The sequence below is a fragment of the Azotosporobacter soli genome (assembly GCF_030542965.1).
Lineage (GTDB): Bacteria > Bacillota > Negativicutes > SG130 > SG130 > Azotosporobacter > Azotosporobacter soli.
In genome coordinates this window covers 35,437-58,626 of the sequence record NZ_JAUAOA010000023.1, presented here as the reverse complement: position 1 = coordinate 58,626, position 23,190 = coordinate 35,437, and the positions used below count along the sequence as shown (strand labels likewise).

The following is a 23,190-nucleotide window of genomic DNA, read 5'->3' as shown; positions in this document are numbered from 1 at the left end:
TGAAGTGACCCCAAAAAGTTAGACAACTATTTATTTTAAGCAGCCATAAGGGTTTGCTGCCTGTGTAGAGCGGGTGGCAAACCCTTTAACTTTGTCTTGATGCGTCGGTTGTTGTAGTAGTCGAGATAATCGATCAACTCCGACTTGAAATGTTCAACTGAGTCAAACTCCTGTAGATACAGAAGTTCACTCTTTAGTATTCCGAAGAAGTTTTCCATAACGGCATTATCCAGACAGTTCCCTTTTCGGCTCATACTTTGGGAAATGCCCTTTTCTTTGAGTGCGTGCCGATAGCGTTTGTGTTGGTATTGCCAGCCTTGATCTGAGTGAAGAATGAGATTCGAGTTGTTTGGAATCTTGGCAAATGCTTTATCCAGCATACGCAGTGCCATAGAGAGTGCCGGGCGATCTGAAATAACATAGCTGACAATGTCACGACTGCATAGATCCAGTATCGGTGACAGATACAGCTTCTGCCCAAATAACTTGAACTCTGTAACGTCAGTAACCCACTTCTGATTCGGTTTTGCAGCCTCGAAATTCCGTTCGAGAAGATTGAAAGCTATTTTGCCAACCTCGCCCTTGTAGGAGCAATATCTTTTCATCCGAACCCGACAGACGATACCCTGTTCTTTCATCAACCGTTGTACTGTCTTATGGTTAATGACATATCCGCGATTGTGCAGTTCATTCGTGATACGTCGATAGCCATAGCGACCTTTGTTTTCCGTGTAGATTGCAGTAATCTGTTCTTTAACCGCGCTATACTTATCAACTGCCGTACTTTTTTTCGCATAATAGTAATAGGTAGCGCGCGGCAGACTGGATACTTCAAGCAGCAGAGAAATCTTATGTTCATGCCTCAGTTCCCAAATCACTTGCGCCTTTTGCTTTGGCGTTCCTCTTCTAGAACCAAGGCCTTCAACTTTTTTAAATAGGCATTCTCCGCTCGCAGCCGTTGGACTTCAGCAAGTAAGTCTTCTTCTGTTTTTTTTGGTAACCCGATAGGACGACCTTTGCTTCCACGCCCTCGACGTTCTATGAAAAGTCCCTCAGGTCCCTCTTCCAGATAGATTCGTTCCCAGTTGGAGACACGCTTGTGACTACTTATACCAAATTGCAGTGCTATCTCGCGATAACTTAATTTCTCTCGATGCATTGTTTCTACAACATTTAGTTTAAATTCCCCAGTGTATTTTTGATTCGGTATCCCTTTTGGCATAAAATCACCCCCAAAGTTATTTTCAGTATACTATACTGTCTAACTTTGGGGGTGCAGTTCAAATTTAATTGCCGGGACTTTTTTTTATTTAGCCGCTTTTTTAAGCGCGGCGACCGCTTCCAAGTATTCTTCATAGGTCATGCGACGGTCGATAAGACCTTGCGGCGTGAACTCCATAATCCGGTTGGCGATCGTATCGACGAACTGATGGTCATGCGATACAAAGAGCAACGTGCCGGTGAAGCTGATTAGACCATTGTTCAGCGAAGTAATCGATTCCAAATCCAAATGGTTTGTCGGCTCATCCATTACCAGAACGTTAGCGCCGCTGAGCATCATGCGCGACAGCATGCAACGGACTTTCTCGCCGCCGGACAGTACGTTGGCCTGTTTCAAACTTTCTTCGCCGGAAAAGAGCATGCGGCCGAGGAAACCTCGAATGAAGCCTTCTTCCTGCTCCATCGAGAATTGGCGCAGCCAGTCGACCAGCGTCAGTTCAACGCCTTCAAAGTATTCCGCATTGTCTTTCGGGAAATAGGCCTGGGTCGTGGTGACGCCCCATTTGAACGAACCGCTGTCCGGCTCCATTTCGCCCATCAAAATCTTGAACAGCGTCGTCTTGGCGAGACCCTCGGTACCGACAAAAGCTACCTTGTCGCCTTTGGCAATCGTGAAGCTGACGTCATCAAGCACTTTTTCGCCGTCAATCGTCTTGCAAAGATTTTCGACCGTCAAGAGTTGATCGCCTGCTTCGCGATCCGGTTTGAACGCGACGTACGGATATTTGCGCGAAGACGGTTTGATGTCGTCGAGCGTAAGTTTTTCCAACTGTTTTTTACGCGACGTCGCCTGCTTCGATTTCGACGCATTGGCGCTGAAGCGCTGGATAAAGCTTTGCAATTCCTTTGCCTTGTCTTCTTTTTTCTTGTTGGCGTCCTTAGCCAGTTGCAAAGCCAACTGACTCGACTCGAGCCAGAAGTCGTAGTTGCCGACGTATAGCTGCACATTTTCAAAGTCAATATCGGCAATATGCGTGCAAACCTTATTCAGGAAGTGACGGTCATGCGATACGACGATAACGGTGTTTTCGAAGGAATAGAGGAAATCTTCCAACCAGTTGATCGCTTCCATATCGAGATGATTTGTCGGCTCGTCCAACAGCAGAATGTCCGGGTTGCCGAACAGCGCCTGCGCCAGCAGAACCTTTACTTTGTCCTGGCCGCTCAGTTCCGCCATCTTCACATTATGCAGCGCCTCCGGAATGCCCATGCCGTTCAGCATGCGCGCCGCTTCCGGTTCCGCTTCCCAGCCGTTCAGTTCGGCAAATTCGCATTCCAGTTCGGAAACCTTGATGCCGTCTGCGTCGGAGAAGTCTGGCTTTGCATACAGTTCATCCTTTTCCTGCATGATCTGATACAAACGCGCATGCCCCATGATGACGGTCTGCATGACTTCAAACTCGTCAAACTCGTAATGATTTTGCTTCAGTACCGCAAGACGCTCACCCGGCGTAATCGCGACGTCGCCGCTGGTCGTCTCGATTTCTCCCGCCAGGATTTTCAGGAACGTGGACTTACCGGCGCCGTTCGCACCGATCAGGCCATAGCAGTTACCCGGCGTAAATTTTATATTTACATCCTTAAAAAGAATCCGTTTGCCATATTGCAGAGTCAGTTTATTTGTACTAATCATTCACATCTACCAGCCTTTTTCGTATATTGATTGAGGCTGCTTAGGGGTTTTCTGAGCAGACTCCACAAGGTAGAAGTTTAGCATATCTGTCAGGATAAGTCCAGAAATAGCCGGGTAAAAATGAAAAAAGCCTGCCGGTAAGCAGGATTTTTTCATTTGCTGTTGAACAATGCTCCGCCCGTCATGTTTGTTCTAATCAGCAGGAAAAACTACCCCGACTTGTCGCCTTGCTTCATCCAATACGCGCATCACCTGCAATGCCAAGGCGTGGCTGTTAACTGACGACTCCGTCCGCCCGGCGCGCAGCAATGCGCAAAATTCTTCAATCTCATAGGCCATCAGATGTTTTTCCTGCGTACGCGAAAGATCTTCGCTCCTTCCATCGCGCAACAGTAGGGTGACTTTGCCTGGCGTCGAAATTTTATCGATGATAATTGTCCCCTCTTCACCCTGTATCTCACTCGGCAACTTTGAATCCGCCACTTTGGAATGAAGAGCCATGGCATCCATTTCCGGATAACGTAACGTGACGCTTCCCTGTCCATCAACGCCGGACGAAAGCAACATCCCATCCGCCTGTATTGTCTGTGGTTCGCCGAACAGGCTGAGGATCGGATACAACGCATAGACGCCGATATCCATTAACGAACCATTAGCAAACGCCGGCTCAAAGGTATTGGTCGGTTTGCCGGCCTTAAAGAGGTCATAGCGCGATGAATACTGACATTTGACGCTGACAAAGCGTCTCACTTGGCCAATTCGGCCGATGTTGTCGCGCACCGCCTGCCAGTTAGGTAGAAAACTGCTTTTCATCGCTTCCATCAACAGCGTCCCCGAGGCCTGTGCCGCATCAATCATTGCCTGCAGTTCTCTGCTGTTTGCAGCGATCGGTTTTTCGCACAGCACATGCTTGCCGCGCTCCAATAAAAAAATCGCCTGCGCCGCATGCAACGAATTAGGACTGGCAATATAGACCGCATCAAGTGCATCACTCGCAGCCAAATCCGCCAACTCGCAAAACGAATGTTCCGCGCCATGCCGTGCGGCAAATTCACGCGCTTTTTCCAGTGTGCGCGAATAAACGGCTGTTACGCATGCGCCTTCCACCTGACAAAGCGCAGTTAAAAACGCTTCACTGATCCAACTGGTTCCAATGATGCCAAAGCGAATCATATTCTTTCCCCCTTATAGATAAGTTCCCCCACAGCCGGGAAGGCCGTGGGGGGAAGCTTTCATTTCTTATTGACTTTCAGTTCCCGGTTCCGCGTCCGATTGGCCGCCTTGGTCAACGTCAACATATGCGTGCTTTTGTCCAACAAGCTTTGCGAGCCATTAGCTTCTTTATGCGGCCAAACGGTCGCATGCCCGATGCTGACCGATACGATTTGACGCGGCGACTGACGGTGTTCAATATTCAAATGTAAAATCGCAGCGCCCAACGATTCGGCAACGACGGTCGCGCCGACAGCATCGGTGTTTGGCAGCAGAATCGCAAATTCGTCGGCCGCATAACGCGCCACCAGATCACCGGCGCGAATCGCGGTGGCCTCAATCGCTTCGGCGACTTTTTTTAAGCATTCGTCGCCCGTCATATAGCCATATGTTTCATTGTATTGGCGAAAATCATCGATATCGAGCAAAATCAACGAAAGCAACAGTCCGTCGCGTTCGGCGCGCCGCCACTCTTCGAGGTAACGTTCATCGAACAGCTTCCGGTTTGCAGTACCGGTCAATGCATCAACGCCGGTCATCGTTTCCAGTTTTCGTTTTTCCTGTAGCGATTCCTCATTGAGTTTTTCAATCATATATTGATATTCCAAGACGCGTTTGCCGAGCGCCAATGCGCTTTTCAATTCCTGAGGATGAATCGGCCGACTGACCCAGGCGTCGGCTCCGGCAGCAAGACCCGTTGCAATTTGTTCCTTATCGCCGCAGTCGGCAATCATGATCACATGGCACAAACGATTCGGCCGCTTGGTTTTCAACGTCGTACAGAAGGACTCTCCGTTCATCATCGGACTCTGCCAATCAAGCAGCACCATGACCGGCTCCGGATCATTCTGCAGGATTTCCCAAGCCTCCAAACTATCGCCCGTCGTGATAATTTCATATTCCCAGTGCTTCAGGCTCTCCTCAAGCTCGGCCAAATGCAGAGGATCACGATCAACAATCACCAGTTTCATCGCCTGCCACCTCTTTTCGCATCCATTCTCTACCTTAATGGTTCGCTGTCCTTTAGCAGATTCCTACCTGGCAATAATAAAAAGCACCCGCACTGCGACAATTGCCGGATGCGGGTGCTTGGAAATCAAACGTTAACCAATCTTTTCTGTATTTTCTTCGCCTTTGTTGGTAATCTTGGCAATCATCGGCATGATCAACCCCAAACCGATCAATACAATCGGCGTCGCCAGATTCATCGACAATTGGAAGTACCATTGCGACGTGTAGAGCGCAACGCCTTTCGGGAACATGCCCATCACGCAGGCAAACGCGGTGAACGCAAAGCACCAGCCGCCGACAATCATGCCGAACATGCGGCTTTGTACGAAGCGGTACTCGGAAAAATATTTCCCCGCAGCTTTACGAACCGCCATATACGCGATGAAAACCCACATGTAACGCATCGGCATGACGATGGAATTTAGATCCAGCAGCCAGTTGAACAAATCGTTCATATTACCGATGCCGAGCGCCGGAACGATGATCAGGATGCCGACCAAGATCGCAGTCATCTTGTAGCCATTGATCGGTGCGCCAAATTCATTGGTCTTGCCCAGCGCTTTCGGTATGAATTGTGATTCGCTTTGCGCCTCAGCCAATAACACTTTAAGCGGCGCATCAATCGAAAACATCAGTGCCGCAATCTGACCGGCAAAATTCGTGAACGCGTAGAGAACGAGCAGCAAGTTGCCGACTCCGTAATACTCGCCGAGCATCTTGAACGCGTAATATTGACCATTCATTTTCAAATCTTTAGGAATGTTGTGCGAATCAAACATCATGCCCATTGCAATCGAACCGAGCAAGGCCGAGAGCGCAACCAAAATCGCCATCACGATCATGCCGCGCGGAAATTCCTTCGTCGGATTGTTCGTATTGTTTACGTAAGGAGAAATTTTTTCACAACCGCCGACCGCAAACACCAGCATCGAAATCGTCGTGAAATAAGTGAAATCAAAGTTCGGCATAAACGTGCTGAGGCTGAAATCAATCGCCGCAGGCGTCGTGCCGCGCAAAACCGGCGCCGCCAACATCAGCAGCACATACATGAAGCCCATGATCAGCGAAGAGATACCGGCAATCGCGCCGATCCGCTTCAACGACGTCATGCCGCGCGAAGCCAGCCAAAGGAAAAACAAGAACAACACCAAAATAACCGACTGCAGCACCATTGGGCTGAAAGCCTTAATGAAACTGCCGTTCTGCGACACGCCCCAACCAAGCGCAATCAAAACCGACTGCGGCTTTTGCGCCAGATACGGTACATGAACGGCCCAATAAGTCCAGCCGGCCATATACGCCATCGTAGCGCCCATCGTAGAGCGAATCCAGGTGCTGACGCCAGCTTTGCCGTCCTTAAAGGTCGAGCCCATTTCGCCTACCATTAGTGCATATGGAATAAAATAAAGTCCGATAATCAAAATCCAGGAAACGATGACGGTAAGACCTTGGTTGGCGTAGTTGTTGACTACATTGCCAAAGCCCCAAACCATGACGAACGACATCAGGGTCAGGTTATACCATCTGAGTTTTTTTGCTTCTTCAGCGCCCATACATACCCTCCATCTGCGTTTATTTTCAGACATTTGTCGATTGTTATTGTAACATTACCATGCAGTTTACACAATCAAGCAACATCAGCAAATAACGCTTGGTTTATTGGACGCTTTTTGTTAATCGACCTCCGATTCCAAGCCGCACAGCGGTCATGTCACCTTTGCACAAAAATACCGCTTTCTATTTGTCACTTCTGACAAGCGTTTCCTTTCGCTTTATTGGAAAAAAATTGATCAGCAAAACGATGGCGCAAATTCCAGTCATTGCGCTAAATACGCCGGAGTATCCCGCATGCGTCGCTACGACGCCCATAACGATCGCTCCTAAACCCAAGCCCAAATCCATCGCAATACCAAACAAGCCCAGCGCGGTGCCCCTTACGTTGCTTTCCGTATTCGCTGCGACCAGTCCGGTCAGGATCGGCGTGGCCAGTCCCACAGCGCATCCCGCTCCGATACCGCTTAACCACAAGAGCAGCTCGCCTTTGACGAAGAGCGGGCATAGACAAGTGCCGCCGCCCAAGAGCAAGAGTGTGCCGGGTGCATAACGCCCGAGCAGCTGTCCTAGGCGTAGCGCAAATAAGCGACTTACTAAAACAGCCGCCGCATAGGCAAGATAAAATGGCCACAGCACCGCATCCGCAGTCGTCGCCAGTTGCAGCGGCAGAAACGTCGTCATCGTTCCATAACAGGCATACACGACAAACTGATTCAGCGTCGGCAGCCAAACCAACGGTTGGCGCAAGACGCTGCGGATCGAAGGAGCAGCGATCCTTCTGATCCGAGGACGCACGCCCTGCTGTGGAAAGCCGAGCAGCGCAGCCGCCGCGCCAAATAGACTGAGCAGTACGATGCCGTTAAAGCCGCCATACTGATAGAGCCAGCTGCCGCCCGCGGTTGCTGCACCAACGCCGAGCATGATGCACAAAGTATAAAGCGCAATCGACTCTTTGAGTCGTCCGTCGCCATATTGCAGCGTCACCCAGGTAATCGCCGCCGTGCTGTAAGAAGCGCCGCCAACGCCGTGTAAAAAACGAAGCAGCGTCGTACCGAGCGCCGTTTGCGCAAACGGATAGGCGGCCACCGTAAGAATGCAAAGCAGTAGGCCGAATCGGATCACAGGCAGACAACCGAAGCGGTCGATCAAGCGTCCGACTGGCAGGCGCACTGCAAGCGCACCCAGCGCATAACCGCCTACCGCCAGTCCAACCGACTGATCCGGCAGCCCCATCGAGCGATAAGCAAGCGGCAACACCGGCAAAAATAGATATACGCTGAGCCAGAAGCCCATATCGACCACGATCATTTGCTTGAATGTCTTATCATATCCCTGCAAACCCAGCAAAGTATCACCTCATTTTTAAAGACAGCCGTATTTTCTAACACAAAGACACGAAGACTGTAAAGAGGGAAGGATATTCCAACGAACGCACCTTCCTATCTCTGTTTTTTCTTCGTGTCTTCGTGTTAAACGCCTTTGCCTTTACTTTCAGACTTTAGCATGGCATGTCGTCATTTCTTCCAGTCCGGCTTGCCGTCTTTATCATCGCAGGAGGAACGGCAATCGGGATAGCGCGAACAGCCCCAAAAGTTTCCGTTCTTGCCGGTTCGCGGTTTCATCACGCCCCGTTTGCAACGCGGGCAGGGAATGCCGTCTTGCGACGGCGGAATGCGCGCTTCGCCTCTCGCTTTTGCACATAACGATTTCACAAAGCGGATCTGCTGCGCGAGAAACGCATCCAGACTTTCGCTGCCGCCCGCCATGCGATGGAGAATTTCTTCCCAGACCGCGGTCGAATCCGGATATTTCATTTCTTCCGGCAGCGCATCGATCAACATATTGCCAACCGCTGTCGGATAGAGATATTTTTTCTTCTCCTGCATAAACGCGCGATCGACCAGTTCCTTGATGATCGTCGCCCGCGTCGCTTCCGTACCGATGCCCGAAACATCTTTCAGCTTTTTTTTCAATTCCGGGTTCTTAACGTATTTATGAATTTCCTTCATCGCCTGCAAGAGTGTGCTGGTGGTAAAGCGCACCGGCGGTTTGGTTGTCTTTTTATCGACGGCAGCGTTAATAAAATCGGCCGGATCTTCTTTTTTCATTGCAGGCAGCGTTCCATTCGCGCTGTCGTCGTCCTCTTTTTCTTTGCCGTCCTTATCTTCTTTTTCTTCCGCTTCAACACCATATAATTCTTTCCAGCCTGCTTTGACGATGACGCGTCCGTTAGCGACAAAATCTTCCGCCGCATATTCGACTTCGACTTTTGTCTGTTGATACACATGCAGCGGATAAAATTGCGCGATATAAGCCTGCGCGATCAGAAAATAGAGATTGCGCTCCGTATCGCGCAGCGCGGCAAAATTGCACGGCTCTCCGGTCGGAATGATCGCATGATGCGCCGTGATTTTTTTATCGTTCCAGGCCCGGCTCTTGATTGAGTTGTCGGCTTTCGCCGCCCAATTGGCCAGTTCCGGTTGTGCAATCGCTTTTAAATTGGCAAGTATAGCTTCACCGTCGCCATGCTGCGATTCCGGCAGGAAGTCACAGTCGGAACGCGGATAAGTGGTCAGTTTTTTTTCATACAAGCCTTGTGCAGTATCAAGCACCGTTTGCGGATCATAGCCAAACTTTTTGCCTGCCAGCACCTGAAGCGCCGAAAGCGAGAACGGCAGGCGCTGCGCCTCTTTCTTTTCCGCCGTCTCACAACTGACGATTCGCGCCGCTTGCTGATGGTTCGTCAGTTTTTGCAGCAATGCATCGGCAATCGCGGCATCAACCAAACGGCCTTCGCTATCCATTCCGCGCTGTTCATCTTTTGCGCGCCAAGCCGCTTTAAAGGAACCGTTTGCATGACGGAATTCCGCCTTTATCAGGTAATAATCGGCCGGTTTAAAATCGGCGATTTCCCGTTCACGCCGCACGACAAGCGCCAGCGTCGGCGTCTTAACACGGCCAACCGGCAATACGACCCGATGCCCGGCCCGCTGCGCGGCCAGCGTATAGGCACGAGACAGATTCATACCCACCAGCCAGTCGGCGCGTTGCCGTCCCAGCGCAGAAAATTTTAGATTTTGAAACTCCTGATTGTTGCGCGTCGATGCCAGCGCCTTCTTAATGCTCTTTTCATCAAGCGCATTTAAGAGTAAACGGCTTACCGGTTTTTCGTTGCCCAGATAATCGAGCACTTCGTCAACCAATAGTTGTCCTTCGCGATCCGGGTCACCAGCATGGACGATCTCCGTCGCCTTTTCGATCAAACCTTTGACGATCGCAAACTGCTTGCGCGCCGATTCAGAAATCAGCAGTTTCCACTGCTCCGGTATGATCGGCAGATCTTCCACCCGCCATTTTTGATATTTTTCATCGTATTCACCAGGCTCTGCCTGCCTTAAAATATGGCCATAACCCCAGGTCACGATTCCCGCGCCGGTTTCGATATACCCGTCCTTGCGCTGCAGCGGACCGGGCAGGCATTTGGCGACTTCCGCCGCCATGCTTGGTTTTTCGGCTATAAACAGCTTCATTTAGCGTCCTCGCACTTCCTTCGCTTTGCACTTAAAATAAAATTTGGCTAAACCCCTTAGCTTATTACTATAACAAGCATTGCCGCGCTTGGCAATGACCGCGACTGCGGCAGGATTCATTCGCCGTTTCACGAATAGGAATACTCATGACCATTTTTGACTGCAAAGGAGCTCTTATTATGAAAGCAAAAGACATTCTACTTGGACTCGTCGTTATCGTGATCTGGGGTTTGAATTTTATCGCGATTAAAGTAGGCTTGCAAGACGTGCCGCCGCTGCTCCTTGGCGCGCTGCGCTTCTTCTTCGCCACTTTTCCGGTTATTTTTTTTCTGCCGCGTCCGCCGGTTGCCTGGCGCTGGCTGATCGCACTTGGTTTATCGATCAATGTCGGGCAGTTCGCCTTTCTCTTTCTCGGCATGAAACTCGGCATGCCGGCCGGTCTCGCCTCACTGGTTCTGCAGGCGCAGGCTTTCTTCACACTCGCTGTCGCCGTCTTACTCCTGCATGAACGCTGGCTCTGGCATCACATCCTCGGACTCGTGATCGCCGCCGCAGGCATGAGTGTGATCGGCGCGCAGCAGGGAGGCAGCATGACTGCGATCGGTTTCTGGTTGACCATCTGCGCCGCCGCAAGCTGGGGCACCGGCAATGTCGTCATGCGCCGCGCCACACAAGGCGTGCCGCCTTTTTCTATTCTCTCTTTAATTGTTTGGGCCGGAGCCGTCGCCATCCTTCCGCTTGCGCTGCTTTCCTGGTTCATCGAAGGCCCTTCCGCCTGGCAGGCTGCTTTCCTCCATCCCAGCCTAAACAGCGCCGCTTCCATCCTTTATCTTTCCTATCTGGCTACGTTGGTCGGTTACGGACTCTGGGGCAAGCTGTTGGCCCGCTATCCCGCCGGCGTCGTCGCGCCGTTTGCGCTGCTCGTTCCGGTCGTCGGTCTGAGCAGTTCGGCTCTGCTTTTGCAGGAACATCTCTCTATCTGGCAATGTGTCGGTGCGTTGCTCGTTATGTCCGGCCTGGTTATGCATGTCTTTGGCCAGCGTTGGTTTAAACCAGCTGCATAAAAGCGTCGTTGCCGTTGTCGAGCAAAGAAGAAACCGGATCGCCCGTAACGGTGATCCGGTTTCTTCTTTATTCCAGCTAAAAATTCGAGACGCGAAACAGTTCCCAATAATCGGTTGTTGCCTGGCCGACTGCCGCTTGACGGCATGCATCAATTTCCTTTAAATTTTCCTGCAGCAGAGCGACAAGATGCGTGTCGATTTCTCCGGCCTTAGCCATGCCGGAAATGATCTGCAGCGCTTGCTTTGGCTGCATCCCTTCACGGTATGGACGATTTTCCGTAAGTGCGGCAAAAATATCGGCCACCGCCATGATGCGCGAACCGAGCGGCAATTCGTCCGCGGTCAAATGGAACGGATAACCGCTGCCGTTCAATTTTTCATGATGCAAAGACCCCCAGGTGTTAACAGTTTCCAAAATGGGAATCTTTTGCAACGTACGAAAACCATGATAAGTATGCGCGCGCATAATATCCCATTCTTCCGTCGAAAGTTTGCCAGGCTTCTCCAGAATGGACGTCGGCACAGTAACTTTTCCTAGATCATGCAAATGGCCTGCCATTCGCATCATCAGCAGTTCGTTTTCGCTAAATCCGGCCAGTTGAGCCAGAATTTCCGCCGATGCAGCAACGCCAGCCGAATGCGTGGCGGTGAAAGAACTGCGAAAGTCTATGATTTGGGCAAAAATCCGACTGAGCCCCTGCAGCAGTGCAATGTCAAATTCCACGCTGTCGCTGTTTACGATATCGAGCAAGGTCTCCGTCGGCGAAGCCGCCGTCGCATCCAGCCAAAAATGTTCCCGGCCTGCCAGATTGGTGAAAGCATCGACAAATTCAGGCTTAAACCAGCTTCCGCGATATTTGTCTATCTCTTCGACGATTCTTTTTGCCGCACCCAACACACGCGACTGTTCCGGCAGCATAACGGCGATTCGATCGGCAAAATGGATAATATGGCTTGCTTCGCTGACATCATGTCCGTTGAAGCGTATGCCCTCGCCATCCGCCCAGCGAACATGATGAAAACGCACAATGTCCGCAATCGCGGCAAAGGGCGGGAATTGGCAGAGTAATCGGTAGCCGATCTCGCTATGCCGATGCGGATTCAAGACTTCAAACGCCATATTGTCCATTTTTTCCTGCTGCGAAATAGCGCCGATATCGTGCATCACAGCGGCAAGAAAGAGTTCCTTGCGTTTTTCCAGTGGAAAGTTCAATTCCGCGCCTAATAAATAAGCGATAAACGCAACCTGTCGGTTATGATTGGCCATTTTCGGCATCACTAAATTAAGTGTGCTCGACAACGTAACTGCGATGCTGAAGATCGAGATCATTGGTTTTTTGAACATTCAGAGCCGCCCTCCCTGGCTAACGCATTTCTAAAGCGCAAAAGGCAGCCCCGCTCCTAGGTCTGCCCTTTGCGTTTCTTTTTCTATATTTTAGACTGTATCCTTTAGAGTGTCAAATTAGAACGTCCGATGAAAAAGTCTGCCCCGCGTGCGCTTTTTCTCTTGCTCTTTTTCCATTTTTTACCGATAATTAGAGTGACGGTATTCATATTCCAATGGAGGTGTCGACATGGCTAAAGCAGATACCAAGTTTTGTGATTTGATTTTGAAGGATCGTGAAGAACGCACCTATCAACATTTTACCGGCAAGCTGCTCGATTATCTCGAACTCGTCAAGAAAAACCCGAAATTGGTCGACCTGGCGCATCAACGGCTCTATGAACTTTTGATCGCCGACGGAATGGAATTGGTAAAAGCCGAGGAAACGCCGCGCTTAAAACGAATTTACGGCAACGAAACGTTAAAGCGCTATCATTATTTCAACCGCGACTTCTTCGGCATTGACAAGAGCATCATGAAAATCATGCGTTACTTCCACTCCGCTGCGATGCGCGGCGAGGAATCGCGCCAGGTCCTCTACCTCGTCGGCCCGGTCGGCGCAGGCAAATCGTCAATCGTCGAGGCGCTAAAAAAGGCGCTCGAAATGAGTCCGCCCATTTACGTGATTGAAGGCTGCCCGATCCGTGAAGAACCGCTGCATTTGATTCCGAAACACCTGCGTCCACGCTTCGAAGAACTGCTTGGCGTCAAGATCGAAGGCGATTTATGCCCCGTCTGCCGCTATCGCTTGAAAAACGAATTCAAAGGCGAATACGAGCGCTTCCCGATCACGACCGCCGATTTTTCCATCCGTTCGCGCAAAGGCATCGGCGTCGTGCCTCCGGTCGACCCCAACAACCAAGATACCTCCGTATTATGCGGTTCGGTCGATATCTCAAAGCTCGATCTTTACCCGGAAGACGACCCCCGCGTTTTATCCTTAAACGGCGCGTTCAACGTCGGCAACCGCGGCATCGTCGAATTTATCGAAGTGTTTAAAAATGACGTCGAATATCTGCACGCGATGATCACCGCGACGCAGGAAAAGTCAGTCCCTTCACCCGGTAAAGGTTCGATGCTGTATTTTGACGGCGTAATCCTTGCTCACTCCAATGAATCGGAGTGGAACAAGTTCAAAGCCGACCATACCAACGAAGCGATTCTCGACCGCATCGTAAAAGTGGAAGTTCCTTATTGTCTCGAACTGGATGAAGAGGTCAAGATCTACCGCAAGATTCTCGCACAGAGCAATTTTGACGCGCACATCGCGCCGCACACGATTGAAGTCGCTTCACGCTTTGCGATTCTCTCCCGCCTCTCTCCGTCCGCCAAAGTATCGCCGATGACCAAATTAAAAATCTACAACGGCGAAGAAATTGTCGAACAGGGTACGACGAAAAAACTCGACATCATGGAACTGCGCGACGAAGCGGTGCGCGAAGGAATGTCCGGCATTTCGACCCGCTTCATCATGAAGGCGATTGACACGGCCCTCTCCGAATCGGAAACCAATTGCATCAATCCGATCGCCATCATCGACACGCTGGTCCGCGCCGTGAAAGAAATGGCGATCGGCGAAGACGAACGCAAACGCTATCTGGCTTTTTTACAGGACGACATCAAAAAAGAATACAATCTCATTTTGGAGAAAGAAGTCACACGCGCCTTTATCCACGGTTACCGTGATCAGGCGGAAAGCCTCTTCAACAGTTATCTTGACCACGCCGAAGCGTTTGCCAATTCTACCAAGATCAAAGACCGTAACACCGGCGAAGAACTGGAGCCGGACGTCAAGTTCCTGCAGTCGATCGAAGAACAGATCGGCATCAGCGGCAGTGCAGCCAGCGGCTTCCGTCAGGATGTCACATCGTATATGTTCTCCGTGATGCGTACCGGCGGCAAGATCGACTATTGCTGCTATGAACCGTTAAAAGAAGCGATTGAAAAGAAACTGACCGTCTCGGTCAAAGAATTGTCGCGCGTTATCACCAAGGCCAGGGTCCGCGACCAGGAGCAAGACACCAAATACAATGCAATGGTCGAGGAAATGAGTCGCAACGGTTACTGCGACCACTGCTGCAATGTCGTACTAAAATATGCGGCCAATAATTTATGGAAGGATTGAGCGACGCGCGAAAAGGGGGCATCAGCGATGGCTATTTTCAAAGACGGCGGCGCCAGTCACTCCGACCGCTCGCAAGGGGATCGCAAGCGTCACCGTGAATTGGTCGAAGACGCCATTCGCAGAAATCTCGGCGACATTGTAGCCGAAGAAAGCATCATCGGCCAAAGCAAAGATAAAAAAATCAAAGTTCCGATCAAGGGCATCAAAGAATACCGCTTCATGTACGGCACAAACTCCCCCGGCGTCGCAGGCGGGCAAGGCGGCGAGAAACGCGGCCAGGTCATCGACAAGATCGGCTCTGACCCTGCGCGCGGCCAAGGCGTCGGCCAAGGCGCCGGCAGCGAGCCCGGCGAAGATGTCTATGAAACGGAAATCACACTTGATCAGCTGATCGGTTATCTGTTCGACGATCTGAAACTGCCTGATCTCGAGCGCAAACGCTTCGCCGCGCTCGAACAAGAAGCGCTCTTTCGTCGCGCCGGTTATCAAAAGAAGGGCATCGCACCGCGTCTGGCCAAGAAACGTACGATGGTGGAAAAGATCAAACGCAGCAAAGTCATGCATCGCCGCGCGGCCGAAGAAGAGGATGTTTCTCCTGCGCCAACTGAGGAAGAAGAGACGCAGCGCATTCCGTTTCGCATTGACGACCTGCGCTATTTCCGCGTTAAAGAAGACGTCCGTCGCCATTCCAACGCCGTGGCCATCTGCATCATGGACACATCCGGTTCGATGGACCAGACAAAGAAATATTTGGCCCGCAGTTTTTATTTTCTGCTGCATCAATTTCTGCGCTGGAAATACGAACAGGTCGAAGTCGTGTTCATCTCACACTCCACGGTAGCCAAGGAAGTCAATGAAAGTCAGTTCTTCCACCACGGCGAATCCGGCGGCACTTATATCAGCAGCGGTTACGCCAAGGCGCTCGAAATCATTGAAGAACGCTATAACCCCAGCGTCTGGAACATTTATGCCTTTCATTGCACCGACGGCGACAATTGGACCGAGGATAATCCAAAGACCGTCGCACTCGCCAGGGAGCTGTGCGAAATTTGCAATCTGTTCGGTTATGGTCAGGTTCTGGCCGCTTACAATTATGGCATTCGCGAACTGTTGGCCAAAGAGGTCAAAGCCGAAAATTTCGTCATGGTCAATATCAACCGCAAGGAAGACATTTGGACCAGTTTCCGGCGCATTCTGGAAAAAGAGGGCGATGCCGCAGGAGGTGAGTTGCCGTGACCGATTATAACCTAAGTGATCTGCAAAGCTGGAACGAGCGGATCGAAGCGCTTGTCGCCACCTCCGGCCTCGATTGCTACGAACAGCAATTTGAAATCGTCAGCTATGAAGACATGCTTTGCTACGAAGCCTATATCGGCATGCCGTCGCACTACCCGCACTGGAGTTTCGGCAAGTCCTATGAGCGCCAGCGCACCTTTTACCAGTACAATTTGAGCGGCCTGCCGTATGAGCTGGTGATCAACTCCAATCCCTGTCTGGCCTATCTGATGCGCGACAACACACTGCTGCTGCAAATTTTAACGATCGCCCATGTATATGGACACAATGACTTTTTTAAAAACAACCGTCTCTTTCGCAATGAGACGCGGGCCGAGCTCACGGTCGAGACATTCAAAGCCCACGCCGACCGGGTGCGCACTTACGTTCAGGATCCCAGCATCGGACCAGAAAAAGTGGAACGAATCCTCGACGCCGCGCATGGTCTCAAATTACATATCCGGCGGCGCGGCGCGCCCAAACTGGCCGATCGCAAACTGGAGAGCGAAGAACGACAAAAGCCTGTACCGGAACGCTTGCAAGAGGACTTGCTCGGCTTCCTGGCCGAAAAAGGAAATTTGCTGGACTGGGAACGCGATCTGGTCGAGATCGTGCGAGCGGAGGCCTACTATTTCTTGCCGCAAATCGAGACAAAAATCATGAATGAAGGCTGGGCCAGTTACTGGCACTATACTTTTCTGCAGCGCCTCGGTTTGCCGCAACAGTTGCATCTCGAATTTCTCCAGCGCCATAACCTGGTTGTACGACCGTTCGACGGCAAAATCAATCCTTATTTTGTCGGTTACAAAATGTTCGATTACCTGATCCGCGAACACGGCTTGGAAAAAGCGCTCGCCATCCGCTCCGAAGAGCGTGACGAATCGTTTCTGCGTCGCTATCTGAACCGTGAGTTATGCGAAGCGATGCACCTGTTTGCCTATGAGTCTAACGGAATGGCTATTGTCGTCAGCGACGTGTCCGACGAAGCCGGTTGGAAATCGGTTCGCGATGTTCTGGCCTCGTCGGTCGGCATGGCCGGAATTCCGGTGATTCGCGTCAGCGCGGTCGAAAACGGCTGCCTTCAGCTGCAGCACGAATTTGACGGTCGCGAACTGGAACTAACCTACGCCGCGGAAACGTTGAAGTATGTCGCAACGCTTTGGGGCGGACCGGCTACTTTGCAAACGACGATCGCCGGTCAGGAAAAGCGTCTCAGCTCCGAAAAGCAGGAAGAACGTACTGTTGCCACGGAAGAGATTCCAACCAGCTTCACTTTTTAGCATCGCGGCTGGCAAATCCAAGACTCCGACTACATCCCGTCAAGGAGGAACGAGCATGGAAAGCAAGACGCGCCCCCATGTCGTCATCATCGGCGCCGGTTTTGGCGGTCTCAATGCCGCACAGGAACTTCACGCCGCAGAGGCTGACGTGACGTTGATCGACAAACGGAACTATCACCTGTTTCAGCCACTCCTCTATCAAGTGGCTACGGCTGGCGTACAACCAGGCGACATCGCCTATCCGGTTCGAACGATTCTGCGCAAGCAGAAGAATCTTGACTTTCGCATGACGCGTGCGACCGGCGTCGATGTCGACAAAAGACTCGTCTTGACGCGTGCCGGTGATATCCCCTACGACTATCTGATTGTCGCGGTCGGAGGCTCAACCAATTTCTTCGGGCTCGATTCGGTCGCGGCCAACGGTTTCGGTCTGAAAGATATCGAAGATGCCGTCGGCCTGCGCAACCAGATTCTCAGCATGGTAGAACGGGCGATGCAGGAACCGGACCCTGACCTGCGGCGTGCGATGCTGACCTTTGTCGTCGTCGGCGGCGGCCCCACCGGCGTTGAAAGTGCAGGCGCTCTGTCCGAGCTTGTTCGCCTGGTGCTGGTAAAAGATTATCCGCGTCTCAACATCAAGGAAGTTCGCATCATCCTGCTGGAAGCCTCCGCTCACCTCTTGGCCGCCATGCCGGAGCGATTGCAGGACATTACCTACCACACGCTGCTGGCAAAAATGGTCGAGGTTCGTTTTTGCGCTACCGTGACCGATTTCGACGGAGAAAAAGTAACGCTGCGCGGCGATGAAGTGATTCCCGCGCGCACGCTGATTTGGGCGGCCGGCGTTCAGGCCGCCAGTTTCGCGGCCACCAGCGGCCTCGCACTCGGCAGCATGCGACGGATTATCGTCAATCAGTTTCTCCAGGTACCGGAGCACCCGGAAATCTTCGTGATTGGTGATGCCGCACACTTTGAACAGGACGGTCGCCCTCTGCCGATGATTGCGCCGGTAGCCAACCAGGGCGCGGTCATCGCGGCGCAAAACATTCGAAACATTCTGCAAGGCCAACCGCTGCGCCCCTTCTTATACAAAGATCCCGGCATCTTGGCAACGATCGGCCGCAATGCCGCCGTCGCCAAAATGGGCAACATGGAATTTCAAGGTTTCTTTGCCTGGATTCTTTGGCTCGGCATCCACGTACTCCGTCTGGTCGGTTTTCGCAACCGCCTGATGGTTCTCTTAAACTGGGCCTGGGAATATTTTTTCTACGAGCGCGGCGTGCGCGCCATCATGCCCAACATCGAAAAACAAATCAAAAGTTAAGCGACAAAAGGAAATCAAGCGGGACGTTTTTTACACGAAGAGGCGAAGAAGGGAAGGCAGGAAGATTTTAAAAATTATTCTTCCTTTCTTTCCACCGGGCCAATACGATCGGCCCGCTTCGCTTCTTCGTGTTATCGTTTCTTTTCGTCCTTCCATTCTTTTGTGTCCATTCTTTTTTTCAATTGTCTGCACTCTGAAGCGAGAAAGCAAAAAGGAAGCGGAGATACTTCTCCGCTTCCTTTTTGCTTCTCACTTTGCACTACATTTGCGCAATGAATTGCCCATGAAATTGTTTTTTTAAGCGCGCTGCGATTTCACGATCGGCTGCGACCATTTCATAATCGCTCAGTTCTTCCGGCGTAAGCCAAACGACCGCCTGATGTTCATGCAGCGTCACATGCTCGCTTTCGCTCGCAAACCAATACGCATGCAGGCAAATGTCGCCGAACGGATAGCGGTAAACCGACTCTGCGTATTTGACGCCAACCGTTCCGCTAAGCTCCAGCTCCTCCTGCAACTCGCGCCGTAAGCAAGCCGTCAGTGCCTCGCCTGCTTCGACCTTACCGCCGGGAAACTCCCATTGGCCGCCTAGCCTCTTTCCCTGCGGACGCTGTGCGAGTAAGATGCGTCCGGCAAAAATGATCAGGCCCGCCGTTACTTGCAGCATCTCTTTATACCGCAACCGGCAACGGCAGCACGTAATAGAGCACTGCAACAAAATGCGCCGCGCTTCCAGCCATCACGAACAGATGCCAGACCGCATGATTGTAGGGCATCCGCCGCCACAGATAAAAGACGGCGCCAACCGTATAAAAGACGCCTCCAGCCACCAACCAGCTCATACCGCCATCCGGCAGCGCTGCCGCCAGCGGCTTGATCGCCAAAACGATAAACCAGCCCATTGCCAGATAGCAAAGCGTAGACAACAGTTTAAAACGCCTGGCATAAAACAGTTTCAGTACGATCCCGATGCAGGCCACCGTCCAAACAATGCCGAAGATCGACCAGCCCAGCGTTCCATGCAAAGGGATCAGCGTAAACGGCGTATACGTACCGGCAATCAGCAGGTAGATCGCCGAATGATCAAAGATTTTCAAACGATATTTGATCTTTTCATCCTTAAAGCTATGATACAGCGTCGATGCCAAATACAAAAGTACCAGCGAACCTCCGTAAATGAAGACGCTCATTTGATGCCAAACGCTATGATAGTGGTAAGCGGCGACGGCCAGTGTGATCAGACCGACTACGGACAATGCCGTCCCCACGCCATGCGTCAGTGCGTTTATTCGTTCCTCCATATTCAGTCCTCCTCTTCGTTACTTTTCTTTACGAAACCACTTTGTTAGTATTCGCTCCCTAACGGCAAATTCCTATCAGCGGAAAAATTTAAGCCGCCTCGCGTCAAAGGATTTATCTCGCTCACTGTCGAATCAGGGCACTATATTTGTTTACGGCAAAAGGAGGTCTGTTCATGCTGCAACGCTTTTTAACGGTTGCCGCCCTGTACCTTTCTCTTATCCTTGCCGCCGGTTGCTCGCAAGTCCCTGCGGGCGTCGGAACCACTTCGCAAGCTGGCTCCTTGACGATTTGCGAAATCAGCCTGTCTGATGCGGTCGCGGCCTGGCAAAATAAAAGCGCCGTTTTTATCGACGTCCGCAGCGCAGAGGAATTTAGCGAGGGACACATTCCCGGCGCAAAGTTGCTGCCGCTGCCCTTGTTGGAAAGCCGCTTCGCCGAAATCCCCAAAGATCGCCCGGTCATCCTGGTCTGTCGCAGCGCAAGACGCAGTGCCCAAGCGAATCTGCTCCTGCAGCAGCTGGGTTTTCAGAACACTGCCAGCATGAAAGAAGGCATGCTGCGTTGGTCTGAAGCACAGGAAAAAGATTGAACGCACCACTCACTTTCCTCATATTTACAGTTTTCTTTTTGCCTGATAGAATAACATTATGTTCAGCTTTGCATCAGAGAAAGGATGTGCTTGCGTGCAATCACTGTTATATTCCATCATTGAAGCCAATCGCTCCTGGACGCGCCAGGGCAAAGTGGCGAATTATATTCCCGGACTGGCCAAAGCAAATCCAGAGGCGCTCGGCATTGTCCTCATCACCACCGACAATCAAAGTTACGCCGCCGGCAGTCATGAAACCCCCTTCACGATCCAAAGCATTTCAAAGATCCTGACCTTTACCTGCGCACTTATGGATACGCCGTTCGCCGAACTCTCAAAAATCATCAGCTTAGAGCCGACGTCCGATGAATTCAATTCAATTTCCAGCCTTGAAATCAAGAATACCCATAAGCCTCTTAATCCGATGATCAACTCCGGCGCCATCGCCACACTCAGTCTGGTTAAAGGAGACTCATACGCCGAACGCTTCCAGCGGGTTTTTTCCTTCGCCAAGTTACTGACCGGTAATGAAGCGCTACCTTTGAATCAGGACGTCTATGCCTCCGAATCGCGCACCGGGCATCGTAACCGGGCGCTGGCTTATTATATGAAAAGCACCGATATCATCCACGATGATGTCGAAGAATTGGTCGACGCCTATTTCAGACTTTGCTCGCTGCAAGTCACCTGTCACGATATCGCCCGCATCGGTGCGGTTCTCGCCGGCAATGGCCTGCTGCCCGGTTCAGAGACACGCGTCATTCCGAAAGACATCTGCCGCATCGTCAAAGCCGTGATGGCTACTTGCGGCATGTACAACGGTTCCGGTCTCTTCGCCACCTCCGTCGGCCTGCCTGCCAAAAGCGGCGTCGGCGGCGGCATCTTGGCCGTCTCGCCCAACCGCATGGGCATCGGAGTCATGGGCCCCGCACTTGACGAAAAAGGCAACAGTCTTGCCGGAATCAAAGTACTGGAAGACTTGTCTAAGCGCTTGGATTTGAGTATTTATTAAAAGCCCACCCGCTTTTAACAGGAAGAAATCGAAAAGTGGCTGTCTCGTTATAGCAAAAGCTATTTTGAGACAGCCACTTTTCTCTTCATTTCCCTATTTAAAACTATTTCCCGTTATTCTGCAATTTTTTCTCAATCGCCGTAATGACCGTTTCAATCACTTTTATTCTGGCATGGAGCTTCGAATTCGCTTCGACAATCGTCCAAGGTGCGTGAATCGTACTGGTGCGAAAGAACATCTCATTGACGGCCTCTTCATACTCCGTCCATTTTTCCCGATTTCGCCAATCTTCTTCGGTGATTTTCCATTGCTTTTCCGGCGCGGCCATCCTTGCTTCAAAACGCTGCTTCTGTTCCGCCTGATCGATATGCAGCCAAAACTTTGCCAGCACCGCGCCATATTCACTCCACTGCTCTTCCATTTCATTGATTTCGCGGTAGGCGCGCCGCCAGTCCGCAGGCTGACAAAAGCCTTCCACCCGTTCCACCAGCACGCGCCCGTACCAGGTCCGATCAAAAATCGCGATATGCCCCGCTTTCGGCATCTGCCGCCAAAAGCGCCATAAGTAATGCTGCGCTCTTTCTTCCTCCGTTGGCGCCGCAACCGGTATGACGCTGTAACCACGCGGATCCATGTTTTCCGTCAGACGGCGGATGCAGCCTCCTTTTCCGGCGGCGTCCCAGCCTTCGAACGCGATGACGACCGGCAGCCGTTCGCTATAACAGATGTATTCCAGTTCGCGCAAACGTTTCTGGCTTTTTTTCAAACGTTCTTGATACTCCGCCTCACTCAGGTCCCGCGTCAAATCGACATCGCTCAGCACCGAAGAGGTAAAGACTTTCGCCAGCGCAGGCTCGCTGCGCTTCGTTTCCGCTGCCTTCATCTCTTCGGCTTTTGCGCGCACAACCCTTTCTAAGCGCTGCACCACGTTTCCCGCTATCTTCGCCGCTGCAAAACGCCGATCATGCGCTTCCACAATCGTCCACGGCGCATGCTCCGTATCGGTTTGACGCAGCATTTCCTCTACTGCCGTCTGGTATTTTTCATAATGGAGGTTTTGTTTCCAATCGTCCGTTTTCACCCGCCATGCAGTCGCCGGATTTTTTTCCAATTTCTCCATGCGCTCTTTCTGTTCCCGTTTGCTGATATGTAAGAAGAACTTAATGACCAGCGTTCCCGCATCCGCCAATTGCTGTTCAAAAGACAATGCGTCTTTGAACAGCTCATGCAGATGCACTTCTTTCTCTTCCTGCTTCGCCAAACGCGACAAGACTGGCGCATACCAACTGCGATCAAAGATCGTAATCCGGCCTTTGCGCGGCGTTCTTATCCAAAAGCGCCAGAAGTAAGGACGATGCGCCGCTTCCTCTTTCTCGTCGCCACCGGTATGGACATCAAAGCCCCGCGGATCGAGCGCTTGAATCAAGTCGTTAATCAGCGTCCCCTTGCCGGCCGCTTCCCAGCCGGCAAATACGATCAGCACCGGGATATCACGCTGTTTGGCCCAGCGTTGCAACTCACCCAACCGCTCTTGCAGCGGCCCGATCATCGCCTTGTATTCTTCTTTACTCAGACTTTTTTTCAAATCCACTTTTTCCAACATCTCTTCTCTCC

At 51.6% G+C, this 23,190-nt stretch carries 19 protein-coding genes; 7 read left to right on the top strand and 12 right to left on the bottom strand.

The genetic code is table 11. From position 1 onward, the window contains the following. Positions 1 to 35 precede the first annotated feature (35 nt). The 8 genes from QTL79_RS15520 to QTL79_RS15485 form a co-directional block, all read right to left on the bottom strand. Positions 36 to 878, bottom strand: coding sequence for an IS3 family transposase (locus tag QTL79_RS15520; RefSeq protein WP_346354984.1), 843 nt, complete (start codon positions 876 to 878; stop codon positions 36 to 38). After that, positions 875 to 1,222: a helix-turn-helix domain-containing protein gene (locus tag QTL79_RS15515; protein WP_346354983.1), complete on the bottom strand. Its 348-nt coding sequence runs from the start codon at positions 1,220 to 1,222 to the stop codon at positions 875 to 877. Before QTL79_RS15515 ends, QTL79_RS15520 begins: the two co-directional genes overlap by 4 nt. Positions 1,223 to 1,306: 84 nt before the next feature. Continuing rightward, positions 1,307 to 2,914 (bottom strand): ABC-F family ATP-binding cassette domain-containing protein, encoded by a 1,608-nt coding sequence (locus tag QTL79_RS15510; RefSeq protein WP_346355876.1) that lies wholly within the window; start codon positions 2,912 to 2,914, stop codon positions 1,307 to 1,309. 192 nt (positions 2,915 to 3,106) lie between these two features. Beyond that, the gene (locus QTL79_RS15505; protein ID WP_346355875.1) at positions 3,107 to 4,087 is read right to left on the bottom strand and encodes a Gfo/Idh/MocA family protein; all 981 of its coding nucleotides are present in this window, start codon (positions 4,085 to 4,087) and stop codon (positions 3,107 to 3,109) included. Positions 4,088 to 4,146: 59 nt separating this feature from the next. After that, positions 4,147 to 5,097 carry a GGDEF domain-containing response regulator gene (locus tag QTL79_RS15500; RefSeq protein ID WP_346355874.1) on the bottom strand — a complete coding sequence of 317 codons (951 nt, stop codon included), beginning with the start codon at positions 5,095 to 5,097 and terminating at the stop codon, positions 4,147 to 4,149. Between the two features lie 132 nt (positions 5,098 to 5,229). Further along, a complete protein-coding gene (locus tag QTL79_RS15495) occupies positions 5,230 to 6,690 on the bottom strand; it encodes an APC family permease (RefSeq protein WP_346355873.1) in 1,461 nt (486 codons plus the stop codon). Positions 6,691 to 6,874: 184 nt separating this feature from the next. Next, on the bottom strand, positions 6,875 to 8,038 hold the full coding sequence (locus QTL79_RS15490) for an MFS transporter (protein ID WP_346355872.1): 1,164 nt from the start codon (positions 8,036 to 8,038) through the stop codon (positions 6,875 to 6,877). A 167-nt stretch (positions 8,039 to 8,205) separates the two neighbouring features. Then, positions 8,206 to 10,221 carry a DNA topoisomerase III gene (locus QTL79_RS15485; protein WP_346355871.1) on the bottom strand — a complete coding sequence of 672 codons (2,016 nt, stop codon included), beginning with the start codon at positions 10,219 to 10,221 and terminating at the stop codon, positions 8,206 to 8,208. Between the two features lie 179 nt (positions 10,222 to 10,400). Between QTL79_RS15485 and QTL79_RS15480 the strand changes: the two genes are divergently transcribed. After that, positions 10,401 to 11,285 (top strand): EamA family transporter, encoded by an 885-nt coding sequence (locus QTL79_RS15480; RefSeq protein ID WP_346355870.1) that lies wholly within the window; start codon positions 10,401 to 10,403, stop codon positions 11,283 to 11,285. Between the two features lie 76 nt (positions 11,286 to 11,361). Here QTL79_RS15480 and QTL79_RS15475 read toward each other — a convergent pair whose 3' ends face one another. Continuing rightward, positions 11,362 to 12,630, bottom strand: a complete 1,269-nt coding sequence (locus QTL79_RS15475; protein WP_346355869.1) for an HD-GYP domain-containing protein — start codon at positions 12,628 to 12,630, stop codon at positions 11,362 to 11,364. A gap of 229 nt (positions 12,631 to 12,859) precedes the next feature. On the opposite strand from QTL79_RS15475, the gene QTL79_RS15470 reads away from it, so the two are divergent. The 4 genes from QTL79_RS15470 to QTL79_RS15455 are packed head-to-tail and all read left to right on the top strand — an operon-like array spanning position 12,860 to position 18,673. Then, on the top strand, positions 12,860 to 14,794 hold the full coding sequence (locus QTL79_RS15470; protein WP_346355868.1) for a PrkA family serine protein kinase: 1,935 nt from the start codon (positions 12,860 to 12,862) through the stop codon (positions 14,792 to 14,794). Positions 14,795 to 14,821: 27 nt separating this feature from the next. Then, positions 14,822 to 16,030: a sporulation protein YhbH gene (gene yhbH / locus QTL79_RS15465; protein WP_346355867.1), complete on the top strand. Its 1,209-nt coding sequence runs from the start codon at positions 14,822 to 14,824 to the stop codon at positions 16,028 to 16,030. Continuing rightward, positions 16,027 to 17,349 carry a SpoVR family protein gene (locus QTL79_RS15460; protein WP_346355866.1) on the top strand — a complete coding sequence of 441 codons (1,323 nt, stop codon included), beginning with the start codon at positions 16,027 to 16,029 and terminating at the stop codon, positions 17,347 to 17,349. The genes yhbH and QTL79_RS15460 overlap by 4 nt, the downstream gene beginning before the upstream one ends. Before the next feature lie 55 nt (positions 17,350 to 17,404). Next, a complete protein-coding gene (locus QTL79_RS15455) occupies positions 17,405 to 18,673 on the top strand; it encodes an NAD(P)/FAD-dependent oxidoreductase (protein ID WP_346355865.1) in 1,269 nt (422 codons plus the stop codon). A gap of 259 nt (positions 18,674 to 18,932) precedes the next feature. Here QTL79_RS15455 and QTL79_RS15450 read toward each other — a convergent pair whose 3' ends face one another. Then, the gene (locus QTL79_RS15450; protein ID WP_346355864.1) at positions 18,933 to 19,340 is read right to left on the bottom strand and encodes a (deoxy)nucleoside triphosphate pyrophosphohydrolase; all 408 of its coding nucleotides are present in this window, start codon (positions 19,338 to 19,340) and stop codon (positions 18,933 to 18,935) included. A gap of 4 nt (positions 19,341 to 19,344) precedes the next feature. Further along, on the bottom strand, positions 19,345 to 19,974 hold the full coding sequence (gene trhA / locus QTL79_RS15445) for a PAQR family membrane homeostasis protein TrhA (RefSeq protein WP_346355863.1): 630 nt from the start codon (positions 19,972 to 19,974) through the stop codon (positions 19,345 to 19,347). A 173-nt stretch (positions 19,975 to 20,147) separates the two neighbouring features. Here trhA and QTL79_RS15440 point away from each other — a divergent pair, with 173 nt between their 5' ends. Beyond that, entirely contained in the window at positions 20,148 to 20,564 is a 417-nt protein-coding gene (locus tag QTL79_RS15440) for a rhodanese-like domain-containing protein (protein WP_346355862.1), read from the top strand. A gap of 94 nt (positions 20,565 to 20,658) precedes the next feature. Continuing rightward, entirely contained in the window at positions 20,659 to 21,576 is a 918-nt protein-coding gene (gene glsA / locus QTL79_RS15435) for a glutaminase A (RefSeq protein WP_346355861.1), read from the top strand. A gap of 103 nt (positions 21,577 to 21,679) precedes the next feature. On the opposite strand, the gene pap is transcribed toward glsA, so the two are convergent. After that, entirely contained in the window at positions 21,680 to 23,179 is a 1,500-nt protein-coding gene (gene pap / locus QTL79_RS15430; protein ID WP_346355860.1) for a polyphosphate:AMP phosphotransferase, read from the bottom strand. Between the last annotated feature and the right edge of the window lie 11 nt (positions 23,180 to 23,190).